General features: G+C 69.6%; 15 protein-coding genes and 2 pseudogenes. 8 read left to right on the top strand and 9 right to left on the bottom strand.

The features are described from left to right. The coding region (locus A5736_RS26870; RefSeq protein WP_254848402.1) for a hypothetical protein at positions 1-83 on the bottom strand (83 nt) is incomplete at its 3' end. A gap of 4 nt (positions 84-87) precedes the next feature. On the opposite strand from A5736_RS26870, the pseudogene sucB reads away from it, so the two are divergent. After that, a pseudogene (sucB, locus tag A5736_RS18065) lies at positions 88-963 on the top strand (2-oxoglutarate dehydrogenase, E2 component, dihydrolipoamide succinyltransferase); the annotation flags it as partial. 33 nt (positions 964-996) lie between these two features. On the opposite strand, the pseudogene A5736_RS18070 reads toward sucB, so the two are convergent. Beyond that, positions 997-1,551, bottom strand: a pseudogene (locus tag A5736_RS18070) (biotin/lipoyl-containing protein); the annotation flags it as partial. A 207-nt stretch (positions 1,552-1,758) separates the two neighbouring features. Here A5736_RS18070 and A5736_RS18075 point away from each other — a divergent pair. After that, positions 1,759-3,537, top strand: a complete 1,779-nt coding sequence (locus tag A5736_RS18075; RefSeq protein WP_076247760.1) for an SDR family oxidoreductase — start codon at positions 1,759-1,761, stop codon at positions 3,535-3,537. A gap of 7 nt (positions 3,538-3,544) precedes the next feature. On the opposite strand, the gene A5736_RS18080 is transcribed toward A5736_RS18075, so the two are convergent. Then, on the bottom strand, positions 3,545-3,889 hold the full coding sequence (locus tag A5736_RS18080) for an aminopeptidase (protein WP_076124233.1): 345 nt from the start codon (positions 3,887-3,889) through the stop codon (positions 3,545-3,547). Between the two features lie 137 nt (positions 3,890-4,026). On the opposite strand from A5736_RS18080, the gene A5736_RS18085 reads away from it, so the two are divergent. Then, positions 4,027-4,491 carry an SRPBCC family protein gene (locus tag A5736_RS18085; RefSeq protein ID WP_076124231.1) on the top strand — a complete coding sequence of 155 codons (465 nt, stop codon included), beginning with the start codon at positions 4,027-4,029 and terminating at the stop codon, positions 4,489-4,491. A 3-nt stretch (positions 4,492-4,494) separates the two neighbouring features. Beyond that, positions 4,495-6,087, top strand: coding sequence for an NAD(P)/FAD-dependent oxidoreductase (locus A5736_RS18090; protein WP_076247762.1), 1,593 nt, complete (start codon positions 4,495-4,497; stop codon positions 6,085-6,087). 21 nt (positions 6,088-6,108) lie between these two features. Here the strand turns inward: A5736_RS18090 and A5736_RS18095 are convergent, their stop codons facing one another. Both A5736_RS18095 and A5736_RS18100 read right to left on the bottom strand, forming a co-directional pair. Next, the gene (locus A5736_RS18095) at positions 6,109-7,644 is read right to left on the bottom strand and encodes a leucyl aminopeptidase (RefSeq protein ID WP_076247764.1); all 1,536 of its coding nucleotides are present in this window, start codon (positions 7,642-7,644) and stop codon (positions 6,109-6,111) included. 11 nt (positions 7,645-7,655) lie between these two features. Then, positions 7,656-8,780, bottom strand: coding sequence for an adenylate/guanylate cyclase domain-containing protein (locus tag A5736_RS18100; protein ID WP_076247765.1), 1,125 nt, complete (start codon positions 8,778-8,780; stop codon positions 7,656-7,658). Between the two features lie 45 nt (positions 8,781-8,825). On the opposite strand from A5736_RS18100, the gene gcvT reads away from it, so the two are divergent. Both gcvT and A5736_RS18110 read left to right on the top strand, forming a co-directional pair. Then, positions 8,826-9,923 (top strand): glycine cleavage system aminomethyltransferase GcvT, encoded by a 1,098-nt coding sequence (gcvT, locus tag A5736_RS18105; RefSeq protein ID WP_076123112.1) that lies wholly within the window; start codon positions 8,826-8,828, stop codon positions 9,921-9,923. A gap of 56 nt (positions 9,924-9,979) precedes the next feature. Next, positions 9,980-11,086, top strand: a complete 1,107-nt coding sequence (locus tag A5736_RS18110; RefSeq protein WP_076247767.1) for a branched-chain amino acid aminotransferase — start codon at positions 9,980-9,982, stop codon at positions 11,084-11,086. Between the two features lie 84 nt (positions 11,087-11,170). Here A5736_RS18110 and A5736_RS18115 read toward each other — a convergent pair whose 3' ends face one another. The 4 genes from A5736_RS18115 to A5736_RS18130 are packed head-to-tail and all read right to left on the bottom strand — an operon-like array spanning position 11,171 to position 14,168. Next, positions 11,171-11,905: an adenosylcobinamide-GDP ribazoletransferase gene (locus A5736_RS18115; protein WP_076247769.1), complete on the bottom strand. Its 735-nt coding sequence runs from the start codon at positions 11,903-11,905 to the stop codon at positions 11,171-11,173. Continuing rightward, positions 11,902-12,963 carry a nicotinate-nucleotide--dimethylbenzimidazole phosphoribosyltransferase gene (gene cobT / locus A5736_RS18120; protein ID WP_175611324.1) on the bottom strand — a complete coding sequence of 354 codons (1,062 nt, stop codon included), beginning with the start codon at positions 12,961-12,963 and terminating at the stop codon, positions 11,902-11,904. Before cobT ends, A5736_RS18115 begins: the two co-directional genes overlap by 4 nt. Beyond that, the gene (locus A5736_RS18125) at positions 12,960-13,508 is read right to left on the bottom strand and encodes a bifunctional adenosylcobinamide kinase/adenosylcobinamide-phosphate guanylyltransferase (RefSeq protein ID WP_076247771.1); all 549 of its coding nucleotides are present in this window, start codon (positions 13,506-13,508) and stop codon (positions 12,960-12,962) included. Before A5736_RS18125 ends, cobT begins: the two co-directional genes overlap by 4 nt. A 27-nt stretch (positions 13,509-13,535) precedes the next feature. Continuing rightward, positions 13,536-14,168, bottom strand: a complete 633-nt coding sequence (locus A5736_RS18130) for a DUF3043 domain-containing protein (RefSeq protein WP_233147986.1) — start codon at positions 14,166-14,168, stop codon at positions 13,536-13,538. Between the two features lie 250 nt (positions 14,169-14,418). On the opposite strand from A5736_RS18130, the gene A5736_RS18135 reads away from it, so the two are divergent. Both A5736_RS18135 and A5736_RS18140 read left to right on the top strand, forming a co-directional pair. Beyond that, positions 14,419-15,495 carry a glycerate kinase gene (locus A5736_RS18135; protein WP_076123123.1) on the top strand — a complete coding sequence of 359 codons (1,077 nt, stop codon included), beginning with the start codon at positions 14,419-14,421 and terminating at the stop codon, positions 15,493-15,495. Positions 15,496-15,567: 72 nt separating this feature from the next. Further along, positions 15,568-15,924 carry an iron-sulfur cluster assembly accessory protein gene (locus A5736_RS18140; protein WP_076247772.1) on the top strand — a complete coding sequence of 119 codons (357 nt, stop codon included), beginning with the start codon at positions 15,568-15,570 and terminating at the stop codon, positions 15,922-15,924. Positions 15,925-15,928 lie beyond the last annotated feature (4 nt).

Here is a 15,928-nt window from a genome sequence, read left to right on the forward strand (position 1 = left end):
ACGATGCGCAGCACCGTGTGGTCTGCCGCGCGCTGTGCCGCCGCGAAGGCCGAGCCGATCAGGCCGGACGAACCCGCCGCCAAGCCGGCACCCCCACCGGAACCCAAGCCGGAGCCCAAGCCACAAGCCGCGCCGCCGCCGAAAGCCGAGCCCGCCGCACCCCAGCGGCCGGCGGCGGAGACCTCAACCGACGGCGCCCCATACGTGACCCCGCTGGTGCGAAAACTGGCCAGCGAGAACAACATCGACCTCGCCGAGGTGACGGGCACCGGCGTGGGCGGGCGCATCCGCAAGCAGGACGTGCTGGCCGCCGCCGAGAAGAAGGAAGAGGCCAAGAAGGCGCCCGCCCCGGCCGCGGCGGCCCCCCCCGCCGCGCCGGCCGCACCGGCCGCACCCACTCCGGCGCCCGCGCTGGCACACCTGCGCGGCACCACGCAAAAGGCCAGCCGGATCCGCCAGCTCACCGCGGCCAAAACCCGCGAATCCCTGCAGGCGACAGCGCAACTCACCCAGACCCACGAGGTCGACATGACCAGGATCGTCGGGTTGCGGGCCAAGGCCAAGGCCGCGTTCGCCGAGCGCGAGGGCGTGAACCTGACGTTCCTGCCGTTCATCGCCAAGGCCGTGATCGATGCGTTGAAGATTCACCCCAACATCAACGCCAGCTACAACGAGGACACCAAGGAGATCACCTACTACGACGCCGAGCATTTGGGGTTCGCCGTCGACACCGATCAAGGCCTGCTCTCCCCCGTGATCCACAACGCCGGTGACCTGTCCCTGGCCGGGCTGGCACGGGCGATCGCCGACATCGCCGCCCGCGCCCGGTCGAGCAACCTGAAACCCGACGAGTTGTCCGGTGGCACCTTCACGATCACCAACATCGGCAGCCAGGGCGCCTTGTTCGATACCCCGATCCTGGTCCCGCCGCAGGCCGCCATGCTGGGCACCGGCGCCATCGTCGGCGGTGATGCTGACCAACACGCCGGCCACCGGTGACGGGATCTCGGTGTCCACCTTGTCGGTGGACACTTCCACCAGCGGCTCGTCCACCTGGACGGAATCGCCGACCTTCTTCAGCCAGCGAGTCACGGTGCCCTCGGTCACCGACTCACCGAGCTCGGGCATCAGCACCGGCTGCCCGTCACCCGAGTCGCCGCTGGGCGCTCGGGGAGCCGCCGCCGCGGGTTCGGACTCGGGTTCCGCTTGGGGTTCCGGCTCGGGTTGGCTGGGCTGGCTGGGCGCTTCGGGTTCCGCTTGGGCTTCGGGTTGGGCTTCTGCTTGGGCTGCGGGCTGGCCCTGGGGTTGCTCACCCGCGTCGCCGATCACCGCCAGGTCGCCGCCAACCTCGACGGTGTCGTCCTCCTGGGCGATGATCTTGGTCAGCACGCCGGCGGCGGGCGACGGGATTTCGGTGTCGACCTTGTCGGTCGACACCTCGACCAGCGGCTCGTCGAGCTCGACCGTATCGCCTTCCTGCTTGAGCCAGCGCGTGACCGTTCCCTCGGTGACGCTCTCACCGAGGGCCGGCATCTGCACGGAGAAGGCCATCTCTATTGACTCCTCGATCGGTTGTCGGCGCAGGTCGACATCTGGCTTACCACACCGCGGTGTAGGCGGCGTGGAGGCCAAGTTTCGAAACTATCCTGTCATTGCGCCCGCACCGGCATACATCCAGGGCGGACCGCGCTCGGCGCCAGGTCAGCCCCAACCCGCTTGCTACGGTGTGGCCACTGCCAGTGAGAGCGGGGAGGTCCGATGCCGGCAATTCACCAGGTACCCCAGCGGTTCGTCGACAGCGCGGACGGCGCACGCATCGCGGTCTACGAAGAAGGCAACCCCGAGGGCCCGCCCGTCGTGCTGGTGCACGGCTTTCCCGACTCGCATGTGCTGTGGGACGGCGTCGTCCCGCACCTGGCCGAACGCTTCCGGGTCATCCGCTACGACAACCGCGGCGTCGGGCTGTCGTCGGTGCCCAAGCCGGTTTCGGCGTACACCATGGAGCGGTTCGCCGACGACTTCGCCGCGGTGACCGGCGAGCTGAGCCCCGGCAGCCCGGTCCACGTGCTGGCACACGACTGGGGTTCGGTCGGGGTGTGGGAGTACCTGAAGCGGCCCGGCGCCGGTGATCGGGTCGCGTCGTTCACCTCGGTGTCGGGTCCGAGCCATGAGCAATTGGTCGACTACATCTTCAGTGGTCTGCGGCGGCCGTGGCGGCCGCGACGGTTTGCACGCGCGATCAGCCAGACATTGCGGTTCAGCTACATGGTGTTTCTTTCGATCCCGGTGCTGGCGCCGTTGTTCCTGCGGCTGACGATGTCGGTCCCCGCGCTGCGGCGCAACGTCGTCGACAACATCCCCGACGAGCTGATCCATCACTCCGAGAACCTGGCGCGCGACGCCGCCCAGTCGGTGAAAACCTATCCCGCCAACTACTTTCGCTCGTTTTCCAAACGCCGCGAGGCCATCCACATCGTCGACGTACCGGTGCAGCTGATCGTCAACACCCAGGACAAGTACGTGCGGCCCTACTCCTACGAGGAGACCGCACGCTGGGTGCCACGGCTGTGGCGGCGCGACATCAAGGCCGGACACTTTTCGCCGATGTCGCACCCACAGGTGATGGCCGCAGCGGTGCATGACTTCGCCGACCTGGCCGAGGGCAAGCAGCCCAGCCGCGCGCTGCTGCGCGCCCAAGTGGGGCGTCCGCGCGAGTACTTCGGCGACATGCTGGTCGCGGTCACCGGCGCGGGCAGCGGCATCGGGCGAGAGACCGCTTTCGCTTTCGCGCGCGAGGGCGCCGAGGTGGTCGTCAGCGACATCGACGAGGCCGCGGTCAAGGAAACCGCCGCCCAGATCGCCTCGCGGGGCGGCGTCGCCCACCCCTATGTGCTCGACGTGTCCGACACCGAGGCGGTCGAGGCCTTCGCCGCGCGGGTCAGTGCCGACCACGGCGTGCCCGACATCGTCGTCAACAACGCCGGGATCGGGCAGGCGGGCAACTTCCTGGACACCCCGGCCGAGCAATTCGACCGGGTGCTCGACGTCAACCTCGGCGGCGTCGTGAACGGCTGCCGGTCATTCGGGCGGCGCCTGGTCGAGCGCGGCACCGGCGGGTACATCGTCAACGTGTCGTCGATGGCCGCCTATGCCCCGCTGCAGTCGCTCAGCGCCTATTGCACGTCCAAGGCCGCCAGTTACATGTTCTCCGACTGCCTGCGGGCCGAACTCGACGCCGCCGGCGTCGGGTTGACCACCATCTGCCCCGGGGTGATCGACACCAATATCATCAACACCACCCGCTTCGACGCGCCCGCCGGCAAGCAAGAAGAGGACGTCGACGGCCGCCGGGGTCAGCTGGGCAAGATGTTCGCGCTGCGCCACTACGGGCCCGACAAGGTCGCCAACGCAATCTTGTCGTCGGTCAAGAAGAACAAACCGATTCGCCCCGTCGCGCCGGAAGCCTATGCGCTCTACGGCATTTCACGGGTGCTGCCGCAGGCGCTGCGCAGCACCGCCCGGATGCGGGTGATCTAGCCCGCCCTCACGGGCCGGTTGCCGCTCGAGGACCGCGTGATACCAGCAACGCGCCGGCGATCCCCAGGATCCCGATAACCGCCAGCGGGATGGCCCACATCTGCCGACCGTGCACCGCCGAATTGCATTGCGCCACAAAGTCGGTGTGCGGGATGACCTGGTTGAGGATCGGGATGTTCGCGCCGTTCTTGTCGTTGGCGTTGCGCGCCGCGGAGGAATCCGGGGCAATCCCGTTCCCGCATGAAATGGATGTGCCGCCGCTGTCAGATACCGACACCGGCACGAGCAGCCCAATGACACCGGCCAGCAAAAGCACGGCGCCCAGCGCCATGATCAACCGTCGCGTAGTCACAGTTTGCCTCCTGTCGAACGCCGACCCGTGGGAGGGTTATCCGCCGCACCGCACGGTTAAACGTCTCCTGAGGCAACGCTTGGGTTGCGCCGAGTCGGGTACTCGCCAGCGAGACGCCGGTGTGAAGGGACTTTGCGATGACGCTGACGAAAGAGTGGGGCACCAGCCGACAGGTGCGCACTTCCCGGGAACGGGTTTGGGACGCGATGACAGACGGTTGGACGTATACCCAGTGGGTTGTGGGCAACAGCCGAACCCGCGCCGTCGACCCGCATTGGCCCAAGCCGGGCTCGTCCATCCGGCACTCCGTCGGGGTATGGCCGCTGGTGATCAACGACCAGACGACCGTTGAAAGCTGCACCGACGGAGAGGAACTGGTTCTTCGTGCCGGCCTCGGCCGCCTGGGTGCCGCGCGAATAACCATGCGGCTCAGCGATATTCCGGAGGGCTGCCGGATCGAGATGATCGAGGTTCCGGCCGCTGGCCCGATCGGCCTGGCCCCGGATCGCATCGTGCTCGCCGCCATCTATCCACGCAACCGCGAATGCTTGATGCGGCTCGCGGCTCTGGCCGAACAACTCGCGCCGAGCCAGGTCGGATAGGGCATGGCCGCGGCCGCGGCCGACGCCGTCGTCATCGGAGCCGGACACCACGGGCTGGTGGCCGCGGCGATATTGGCCGACGCCGGGTGGGATGTGCTGGTGCTCGAGGCCCAGCCGGAACCCGGTGGCGCGGTGCGCAGCGCCGAGCTGACACCGGGTTACATCACCGATTTGTTCAGCTCGTTTTACCCGATGACGGTGGCCTCGCCCGCGATGGCGGCCTTGCGGCTGGGAGACCACGGGTTGCGGTGGTCGCACGCGCCGGCGGTGGTGGGTCATCCGCGCGACGCTGACGACGACGACCCGCCCGTCCTGTATCGCGATCCCGCGCACACCGCCGCGGAATTGGCGCGGCGCGAGCCTGCCGACGGCGAAAACTGGTGGCGGGTCGTGCAACTGTGGGAAAAGGTCAAGGCGCCGCTACTGGACGCCATGTTCGCACCCTTTCCGCCAGTGCGGCCGCTGCTACGGCTGCTGTTCAAACTCGGTACGTCGGACGCGGTCCGGCTGGCGCACCTGCTGGTGCAGCCGGCGAACACGATGGTGGAGCGGTTGTTTCGCGGGGAAGCGCCCCGGCTGTTGCTGCTGGGCAACGCGATGCACGCCGACGTACCACCGGATGCCCCCGGCAGCGGCGTGATGGGTTTTCTGATGACCATGCTCGCTCAAGACCAGGGCTGGCCCGTGCCCGTCGGCGGGTCGGGTCAATTGACCGCCGCCCTGGTGAACCGTGCCCAATCGGCCGGCGCGCGAATCGAGTGCAACCAGAACGTTTCTCGCATCCACGTGCGGGGCGGCCGGGCGGTTGGTGTGACGACCGCCGGCGGGGGCACCATTCGGGCGCGCCGGGCGATCGTGGCCGACGTGACGGCACCACGCCTGTTCTGCGACATGCTGCCCGCGGATGCGGTTCCGCCCGGCCTGATCAGCGAGCTTGAGCACTACATCTGGGATCCACCGGTAGTCAAGGTCAACTACGCCCTCGACGGGCGTGTCCCGTGGCGATCGGAAAGCCTGCAGAGCGCGGGCACCGTCCATCTGGGCGCCGACGGGGACGGCCTGGTTCGCTGGATGGCCGACCTGAACACCCGCGTCGTGCCCGAGCATCCGTTCCTGCTGCTGGGACAGACCACTACGGCGGATCCGAGCAGATCACCGGTGGGCACCGAAAGTGTTTGGGCCTACACGCATTTGCCACGAAATGTCGCCGACGACGCCTCGGCCGAGCGACTCGCCGCGTCAGTGGATCAGGTTATCGAAGAGCACGCGCCGGGGTTTGGTTCGCGTGTGATCGACAGGTGCGTGCAGCGGCCGTCGGATTTGCAGGCCAGCGACGCCAACCTGCATCTGGGGGCGCTCAACGGGGGAACCGCGCAACTGCAGCAGCTGCTGCTGTTTCGCCCCGCCGCGGGGATGGGGCGAGCCGAAACACCGGTCGAGCGGCTGTATCTCGGTAGTGCGTCCGCTACACCGGGAGGCTCGGTGCACGGCGCGTGCGGACGCAACGCGGCCCACGCCGCGCTGGCCGCCGATGGGATCACGGGCTGGCCGCGGCGCAAGATGAGTCGCGCGGTGATTTCGCTGCTGACCAAATAACCTGCCGCTCGCCGTTTTCCGCTAGCCGTTTTCTGCGATGTCGGCCAGTACCGCGAACATCGTCCGGGTGGGGACGCCGGTGGCCCCCTTGGGCGTGTATCCCCATGGGCTGCCGGTGTTATACGCCGGGCCGGCCACGTCGATGTGCGCCCAGGCCACTCCGTCCGCGACGAATTCGCGCAGGAACACGCCGGCCACCAGCATGCCGGCGAAGCGCTGCCCGCTGATGTTGGCAAGGTCGGCCACGGTGGACTTCAGGTCGTCCTTGAGCTCGTCGGGCAGCGGCATGGGCCAGCCGTTCTCGCCGACCCGCTGCGAGATCGCCGCGACCCGGTCGCGGAACTCGTCGCTGCCCATCACTCCGGGGATGCGCGCGCCAAGCGCCACGGTCTGGGCGCCGGTGAGTGTCGAGGTTTCGATCAGATAGTCGGGATTGTCCTCGCACGCGCGGACGATGGCGTCGGCCAGGATGAGCCGGCCCTCGGCGTCGGTGTTGAGCACCTCGACCGTCGTACCGCCGTATTGGGTCAACACGTCGCCGGGGCGCTGCGCGGTCGCCGACGGCATGTTCTCGGCCATCGGCACCGTCGCGATCACGTCGATCGGCAATTCGAGCTGCGCGGCCAGCGTGACGGTCGCGATGACCGCGGCCGCCCCGCCCATATCCGAGGTCATGTAATGCATCGACGCGGCAGGCTTTATCGAAATGCCGCCGGTGTCGAAGGTGACGCCCTTGCCCACCAGCGCCACCTTCTTGGCCTGCTTCGGCTTCTTGGCCAGCCGCGAACCCCGGTGGATCAGCCGCACCAGCCGCGGCGGACGCGACGAGCCCTGGCCGACGCCAATCACCCCGCCGTAGCCGCCCTTCTGCAGCGCCTTGTCGTCGAGCACCTCGACCTCCAGGCCCGCGGACTCACCCAAAGCCCTTGCGCGCTTGGCGAATTCGGCGGGGAAAAGGTGACTCGGCGGGGTGTTGACCAGGTCGCGGGCGGTGGCGACGGCGGTCGCGACGGCCGCGGCATGGGCCGCCTGGGATTTGGCGCCCTTGGCACTGGACAGCACGGTGATCTTGCGCAGACCTTGGTCCTTCGGTGCTGTCTTGTCGCTGCGGAAAGCGGTGAACCGGTAGCTGCCGAGGATCAGCCCCTCGACGGCCGCCTCCAGATCCAGTTCGGTCAGCGTGGTGATTGCGGCTTCGGTGCTGTTCAGCGCGCGCGCCGCCGCGCCGGCCGCGCGACGGATCGTGTCCGCGGGCCACTCCGATCGCGGTTTGCCCAGGCCGATCGTGAGCACGCTGGCCACCGGCAGCGACGGCACCACCAGCCGGTGCACCTGTTCACTGCCGCCGGTGGCCTCCAATGCCCGCAGGCCGGCCTCGATCTCGGCGACGGCGGCGCTGGACAGGAAAGGGTCGGCGGCGGTAACGACGGCGCCGGGCCGGTCTTCGTCGCCGCTCGAGACGACCGGCACGACCAATACCGACGAACCCGCGCCACGTTTCGGCAGCGATGTGGCGACCTGGACGGACGGGGATTGGTAACTCGGTTCGGTGGTCACGGGCAATCACCCTAGTCACCGGGACCGGGCCGGGCCCCGGCACCGCCCTTACCGCGCAACTCGAACGCGGTGACCGGCTCGTCAAAACCCTTGAGCGTCAGCGGAGGGTGGGCGACCGCGGGCCAGTCCGGCAACTCGTCGTGCAGCGCCGAATCGGCGAGTATCTGCCTGGGTGCCGCGGCGGCGACCAAGCGCGCGGCAAGGTTGACCGGGTTGCCGAAGTAGTCCCCGTTGGTGGCGAGCACGCTGCCGTAGGCAAGGCCGGCGCGGACGTGTAGGCCTTCTTCGCGCGCCCGCGGATGCTCGACAAGATCGACCGCCGCGGTGACCAGCTGTTCGGGCGACGCGCTCACCCACATCACCTCGTCGCCGATGAACTTCACCAGCCGCCCGCCGTCGGCGTGCACCACGTCGGCGACGGTGCCGCCGAATTCGGTGAGTAGCAGCGACAATTGCGCCGGCGTGAGCGCTTGGGTCAACGCGGTGAAACCGGACAGATCGGCAAAACCGACGCCGCAGATCACGCTCGCCGACGTGCCGAGCAGGACGCCCTCGAAATACGTTCGGGCACTGATCAAGTGGTGACGGTGCACGACGTCGATCAGGGCGCCGATGCGAGGGATGAACTCGGCGACCGCGCGGTAGGCCTGCGCCGTGGCGAGCTCGTCGTGGGTGTAGTTCATCTGGATGTCCGGCGTCCCGGCGCGGATCATCGTCCCCTCGGCCTCCGCGAGGCGGGCCATCGCGGCGCCGAGCACCCGCAGCAGGCCGAACGCCCCGTCCTCGCCCACCACCGCCTTCAGCCCGACCCACGTCGACAGGGCGTCGACGTCAGCCTCGCTCAGCACCGGAACGTCGGGACCGGCGATGGTCAAACCGAGCAAACCCCAAGCCTGCGCCACGTCGTCGGCCGACAAACCGAGCTTCTCGGCCGCGGCCTGCACGGTGTAGATGGGGCGTCCCGACCACGACAGGGCATCACCGGCGAGCCCGAACAGCCTGCCGCGGCGCTCGGCCTCGACCATCTCCTCGACGCTGAAGCCCAGTCCGTCGAGGTACTTGATCAGGTCGGTTCGCTCGCGCGGGTTCGCGATTCCGGCGGCCTCGAGCGCGTCGAAGTCCAGGTGATCGGACACCTACCCAAGTGTGCCAGCAATACCGCTCGATTAGGGTGAGACGCCGTGAGCGACGACCCGCAGCACGGACCGCTGGAAGACCGCCATCGCGAATTGGGTGCCAGCTTCGCCGAGTTCAGCGGCTGGCTCATGCCGGTGGCGTATGCCGGCACCGTCAGCGAACACAACGCCACCCGCAACTCCGTCGGCCTGTTCGACGTCAGTCACCTCGGCAAGGCGCTGGTGCGCGGCCCGGGCGCCGCCGAGTTCGTCAATTCCGCGCTGACCAACGACCTGGGCCGCATCGGCCCGGGCAAGGCCCAATACACGTTGTGCTGCACCGAATCCGGTGGCGTCATCGACGACCTGATCGCCTACTACGTCGACGACGACGAGATCTTCCTGGTGCCCAACGCCGCCAACACCGCCGCGGTGGTCGACGCGCTGCGGGCGGCCGCACCCGACCGGGTGGCGATCAGCAACGAGCATCGCTCGTATGCGGTGCTGGCCGTGCAGGGCCCGCGGTCGGCGGACGTGCTCGGCGAGCTGGGGCTGCCGACCGACATGGACTACATGGGCTACGCCGATGCCGATTTCTCCGGTGTGCCGGTGCGCGTCTGCCGTACGGGATACACGGGTGAGCACGGCTACGAACTGCTGCCGGCCTGGGATTCCGCGGGCGTGGTGTTCGACGCGCTAGTGGTGGCGGTCAAGTCCGCCGGCGGCGAGCCCGCCGGGCTGGGCGCCCGCGACACGCTGCGCACCGAGATGGGCTACCCGCTGCACGGACACGAACTTTCGCTCGACATCTCGCCGCTGCAGGCCCGATGCGGCTGGGCGATCGGATGGAAGAAGGACGCGTTCTTCGGCCGCGACGCGCTGCTGGCCGAAAAGGACGCCGGGCCGCGACGGCTGCTGCGCGGGCTGCGGATGGTGGGGCGCGGGGTGTTGCGTCCCGGGCTGACGGTGCTCGCTGGCGAGAGGCCGGTCGGGGTCACGACGTCGGGCACGTTCTCCCCGACGCTGCAGGCCGGCATCGCGCTCGCGCTGATCGACACCGACGCGGGAATCGAGGACGGCCAGCAAATCACCGTCGACATCCGCGGCCGCGCGGCCGAGTGCGAAGTCGTGCGCCCGCCCTTCGTCGCCGTCAAAACTCGTTAGCCGGCAGGCGTTCCCGTGGCAAAAACCCGTTCGCGCGCAGGGATACAATCGGCGCCATGACCAGCGGCTCGCGTGAGTTCACGGTGATGCGCGCGTCGAATCCGGCGAGCGACGCCGAACGTGCGGCGATTCTGGCCGACCCGGGTTTCGGCAAATACTTCACCGACCACATGGTCTCGATCGACTACGCTGAGGACCAAGGCTGGCACAACGCGCGGGTCATCCCGTACGGCCCGATCGAGCTGGACCCGTCCGCGATCGTGCTGCACTACGCGCAAGAAGTATTCGAGGGACTCAAGGCCTATCGCTGGGCGGACGGTTCGATCGTGTCGTTTCGGCCCGACGCCAACGCGGCCAGGATGCGCTCGTCGGCGCGGCGGCTCGCCATTCCCGAGCTGCCCGACGAGCTGTTCCTCGAATCCCTGCGCCAACTCGTCGCCGTCGACACCGCATGGGTGCCCCGGGCGGGCGGCGAAGAGGCGCTGTATCTGCGGCCGTTCATCTTCGCGACGGAGTCGGGGCTGGGCGTGCGGCCGGCCAAGCTCTACCGCTACCTGCTGATCGCGTCGCCGGCCGGCGCCTACTTCAAGGGCGGTATTAGCCCGGTCAGCGTCTGGGTGTCGACGGAATACGTGCGGGCCTGCCCCGGCGGCACCGGAGCGGCCAAGTTCGGCGGCAACTACGCCGCGTCGCTGCTGGCTCAGGCCCAGGCCGCGGAGAACGCCTGCGACCAAGTCGTCTGGCTGGACGCCGTGGAGCGTCGCTTCGTCGAAGAGATGGGCGGCATGAACCTGTTCTTCGTGCTCGGCAGCGGCGGATCGGCGCGGCTGGTCACCCCGGAGCTGTCCGGCTCGCTGCTGCCCGGGATCACGCGGGATTCGTTGCTGCAGTTGGCCATTGACGCCGGATTCGCGGTCGAGGAACGCAAGATCGATATCGATGAGTGGCAGAAGAAGGCCGCCGCGGGGGAGATCACCGAGGTGTTCGCCTGCGGCACTGCGGCGGTCATCACCCCGGTCTCGCAGGTGAAGTACGGCGATGCGGAGTTCAGCATCGCCGACGGCCAGCCCGGTGAAGTGACGATGGCGCTGCGCGACACGCTGACCGGGATACAGCGTGGCACTTTCGCCGACACCCACGGCTGGATGTCGCGGCTGGGCTGACTTCCTTGGCGCGAACGCCCGGCCAGCCGGGCATCGAGGCGTTCGCGCCCGGCTCGCCGGGCGTTCGGCCGCCTAGATGGCCCGCTAGAACCGCACCAATGCCGCCAGCGCCACGGCGCCGACCGTCGTCGTCAATTCGATGGCCGCCCCCAAGACGTCGCCGGTGATGCCGCCGAAGCGGCGCACGCAATGCGCCACCAGCGCCGCGCCGCAGCACACCGCCAGCAGGACCGCGACCGGGCCCTGCCACGGCCGCGGGCCCGCCGCCAGCGAAGCGATCAGCAGGACCGCGAGCCAGGCCGCCACCACCGGCGCGGGCTGCGTTCCCGCAACCCGCGCCCCCAGCGCGCTGCCGTCGGCGGCGGGCACGGACCGCCGGCAGGCCAGCACCGCGGTGACGCGGCCCGCCGTTACGGCTATCACGATCGCGGCGGCACCGAGCGAGGAAAAGGCCAACCCCTGCAACGTGATCACGAGCGCGACGGCCGCGACGCCGAACGGTCCGGTCGAGCCGTCGCGCATCACCTCCAGTGCGCGCGGCGCCGGCCCGTAGCAGCCCAGCCCGTCGGCCGTGTCGGCCACGCCGTCGATGTGCAGGCCGCGGGTGGCGAGCAGCAGCGCCGCCACCGCGAGCAGCCCGGGCAGCGGGCTGGACGCGCCGAACGCGTGCGCGCCGCCCCACGTGACCGCCGCGGCCAGCGCACCCAGCACGACGCCCACCACCGGCAGCGCGGTCATGGCGCCCCGACCCATCGGCGCCGTCCCGAGACGGGGCGCCACCGTGCCAAACGCGAAAGCCGTTGCCAGTGAACGCATCACGGTGGGGGAGCACCGTCGGAGCGCGTGGACACACCGGCGTCGGTGAACGTCGCCATCGACGACAGCGCGGCCACCGCGCAGCGCAGCAGCGGCAGCGCCGCGGTGGCGCCGGTGCCCTCGCCGAGCCGCATGCGCAGATCCAGAATCGGGTCCAGCTCGAGAGCCGCCAAGGCCAGCGCGTGTCCCGGCTCGGTGGAGCGGTGACCAGCCTGCCACCACTGCCGGGCGCCCGGCGCCAGGCGCTCGGCGACCAACGCGGCGGCCGTTACCGCCATCCCGTCCAGCAGCAGCGGCGTGCGGCGCACCGCGGCCTGCGCGCAAAAGCCCGCCATCGCGGCCAGGTCCGCGCCGCCGCAGCAGCGCAGCAGTCCGACCGGGTCGGGCAGCACCCGCTGAGCCCGAAACAGGGCGTCGCGGACCGCGGCGGTCTTGCGCGACCAGCCCGCGTCGTCGACCCCGGTGCCGAAGCCGACCACCGCAACCGGCTCGGCGTTCGTCAGCGCCGCCACTAAAACCGCCGCCGCAGTAGTGTTTCCGATTCCCATGTCACCGGCGATCAGCAAGTCGGCCCCGGCGTCGACCTCCTCGTCGGCGATAGACCGCCCGGCCTGGACCGCCCGGGCGGTCTCCTCGTCCGTCAGCGCGTCCTCGACGGCGATATCGCCGCTGCCGCGCCGCACCTTGTGGGCACCGATGCGTTCCGAGAGCGGGTCGGCGTCCACCGCCAGATCGGCGACGCGCACGCTTGCCCCGGCGATATCGGCCAGCACGTTGATCGCCGCCCCGCCCGCGTCGATGTTGGCGACCATCTGCGCGGTGACTTCCCGCGGGTAGGCCGACACCCCGGAGCGCGCGACACCATGGTCGCCGGCGAACACCACCACCCGCGCGCGCTCGAACTGGCGCGGCGGGCACTGCCCCTGGCACGAGCAGACCCAGACCGACAGGTCCTCGAGCCGGCCCAGCGCGCCCCGCGGCTTGGTCAGCGTGTCCTGCCGCGCACGGGCGGCGGCCGCGGCGGCGGCGTCGGGCGGCGAAATCGGAGTGAATTCCATCACGTTCCCGGCGGTTTGATCGGTACAGCCTGGCCGGCGATCACCAGCACGACGCGATCGCACAACGCTGCGACGCGCTGGTTGAGGTTGCCCAGTTCGTCGGCGAACCGGCGGCCCGACACGGTGGCCGGCACCACGGTCAGCCCGACTTCCGGACTGACGAGTACCAGCGTGGATCCGAACGCGCCGACCGCGGCGACCATGTCGTCGATCGTCTCCGCGACCGCGGCCGCCGCCGACCCGTTCTCCCACGCGTGGTGGCGGTCCAGCGTGCCGGTCAGCCAGGCGCCGAGGTCGTCGACGAGCGTCGGGGTACCCGGTGACCGCCGCAATTGGGTTGCGATGTCATCGGTTTCGATCGTCGACCACTGCGCGGGCCGACGGTCACGGTGCTGCGCGACGCGGTCTGCCCATGCCTCGTCGGCGTGCCCGGACGGCCCGGGGGCAAGGTAGCGCACCGGCTGATCGGGCGCCAGCGACGACGCGATGGCCTCCTCGGCCCACCGGGATTTGCCCGACCTGATCCCGCCGAGCACCAGGGTGCGCACCGGGGTCAGACAGCTTTCGGGCGAGGGTCAATCGACACTGTTGCCGTGCTTGACTTGAGGCCGCGGCGTCCGCATCCGGCGCATTTGAGAGGCCCGGCTGGCGGCGTAAAGCCCTAGCTTCCAACGGCTTTCGGTGTTGTTCGGGAACTTCGCGTCGACGAGCTTGTTGACCTTGCGGCCCAGAATGAGCCCGTCGACGCTCATCACGGCCATCAGGACAAGCATCGCCGGAGAGATGTAGAGCTGCAGCTGCGGAACGCCGAACATGATGAACAGCAATGCCAGCGTGGACGGCATGAACAGCCCCAGAAAGTTGCGCCGGGAATCCACCACATCGCGCACGTACCGGCGCACCGGTCCCTGATCGCGCGGCAGCAAGTAGGCCTCTTCGCCGGCCATCATGCGCTCCCGGCGTTCCGTCATCCGCGCCCGGCTCACGGCTCGTTCGGCCCTGCGTTCCTCGCGGGACAGTTTCGGGCCGGCCAGCGATTTGCGCCGGGCCCGCGCCTCGGCGGTGGTCATCGGCGCCGGCGCGACCGGACCCTTGCGGCCGCCGCGCCGGGCATCGTCGCGCTTGGGCGTCGGCCGGCCCTTGGGATCGGTCTTGCGCGACCCCCGGGCCGCCGTTGCGGCGGCATCGGCCGGCTCGGGCGCGACCAGCTCCGCCGAACCGCCGTCGAGGTCCTCTTCATGGGTTTTCTTGCGGCCCAGCAACTTCACAGTCGCCAGGTTACTTCGCGGGCCGTCCGCGCCGAAATGGCCCCGGACGGCGTCGCCATTAGTGGTGCTCCAGCACGTCGATGCACCTACGCTTACCTCTGATGAATGGCTGCCTGTGATGGACGACGGCTCGATGGCCTCGGATGATGCCGCCGCTGGCCTCGCGCCCGGTCGCCTCCAGCTGCCGGCCATGCAGGTCCTGGTGGCCCCGGATTGCTACGGCGACAGCCTCACGGCCGTCGAGGCGGCCGCCGCCATCGCCACCGGCTGGACTCGGTCGCGTCCGGGGGACCGCTTCATCGTCGCCCCGCAGTCCGACGGCGGACCGGGCTTCATCGACGTGCTGGCCAGCCGGCTCGGCGAGAAGCGGCGAACGCGGGTATCCGGGCCGCTGAACGCCCCTGTCGACGCCGAGTGGGTGTTCGATCGAGGCGCGGCAACGGCTTATCTGGAGTGCGCGCAGGCGTGTGGTCTGGCGTTGCTGGGCACACCGCCTTCCCCGGAGACCGCGATGGCCGCCCACAGCAGGGGAGTCGGACAGCTCATCGCCGAGGCGCTGGGCGCCGCGCCCAAGCGGATCGTGGTCGGACTGGGTGGCAGCGCCTCCACCGACGGCGGGCAGGGCCTCGTCGCCGAGCTCGGCGGCCTGGAAGTCGCTCGCCAGCAACTGGCCGACGTGGAGCTGATCGCCGCCTCGGACACCGAATATCCGCTGTTGGGGCCGTGGGGAGCCGCCAGAATGTTCGGGCCGCAGAAGGGCGCGGACACCGCGACCGTCGCGGCGCTCGAAGTCCGCCTCGAGGCGTGGGCGCTGGAACTCGAAGCGGTGGCGGGGCGCGATGTGAGCTCCGAGCCGGGCGCGGGCGCGGCCGGCGGCATCGGCGCCGCGCTGCTGGCGCTAGGCGGCCGCAGCGAGTCCGGCGCGGACATCATCGCCGAGCACACCAACCTGGCCGACGATCTCGAGACCGCCGAGCTGATCGTCACCGGTGAAGGCCGGTTCGACGAGCAATCCCTGCACGGAAAGGTGGTCGGCTGGCTCGCCGGTAGGGCCCGCCCGCTGGGTATCCCGGTGATCGTGCTCGCCGGTCAGGTCGATTTGGAAAAATCGACGGTGCGATCGGCGGGGATCATGGCCGCCTTGTCGATCGCCGACCATGCCGGATCGGTGCGGCTGGCGCTCGCCGACGCGGCCAATCAGCTCATGGGGTTGGCGTCCGAGGTGGCCGAGCGACTCGGGAATAGCGGTCCCGCAAGGTACCGTTGAGGGAGTGAGTTTCCCCGCGTGGTCTCCGATCGCGGCTGACCCACCCAAACAATGAGGCATGTAGGAGAAGCAATGACGGTGCAGAACGAGTCGAGCGCCAAGACCCACGGCGTGATCCTGACCGAGGCCGCCGCCACCAAGGCGAAGTCCCTGCTCGACCAGGAGGGACGTGACGACCTGGCGCTGCGTATCGCGGTTCAGCCGGGCGGATGCGCCGGCCTGCGCTACAACCTCTTCTTTGACGACCGCACCCTGGACGGCGATCTGACCGCCGAGTTCGGTGGCGTGACGTTGACCGTGGACCGGATGAGCGCGCCGTACGTGCAAGGCGCCTCCATCGACTTCGTGGACACCATCGAGAAGCAGGGCTTCACGATCGACAACCCCAACGCCACCGGTTCGTGCGCGTGCGGGGACTCGTTCAACTGACCGT

The sequence above is a fragment of the Mycobacterium sp. SP-6446 genome (assembly GCF_001954045.1).
GTDB lineage: Bacteria > Actinomycetota > Actinomycetes > Mycobacteriales > Mycobacteriaceae > Mycobacterium.

What these genes read in the sequence shown, in the direction of transcription:
- A5736_RS18110 (WP_076247767.1), top strand. Translation starts at nt 9,980, where the DNA reads ATGACCAGCGGCTCGCGTGAGTTCACGGTGATGCGCGCGTCGAATCCG.
- A5736_RS18085 (WP_076124231.1), top strand. Translation starts at nt 4,027, where the DNA reads ATGACGCTGACGAAAGAGTGGGGCACCAGCCGACAGGTGCGCACTTCC.
- A5736_RS18075 (WP_076247760.1), top strand. Translation starts at nt 1,759, where the DNA reads ATGCCGGCAATTCACCAGGTACCCCAGCGGTTCGTCGACAGCGCGGAC.
- A5736_RS18140 (WP_076247772.1), top strand. Translation starts at nt 15,568, where the DNA reads ATGACGGTGCAGAACGAGTCGAGCGCCAAGACCCACGGCGTGATCCTG.
- A5736_RS18090 (WP_076247762.1), top strand. Translation starts at nt 4,495, where the DNA reads ATGGCCGCGGCCGCGGCCGACGCCGTCGTCATCGGAGCCGGACACCAC.
- A5736_RS18135 (WP_076123123.1), top strand. Translation starts at nt 14,419, where the DNA reads ATGCAGGTCCTGGTGGCCCCGGATTGCTACGGCGACAGCCTCACGGCC.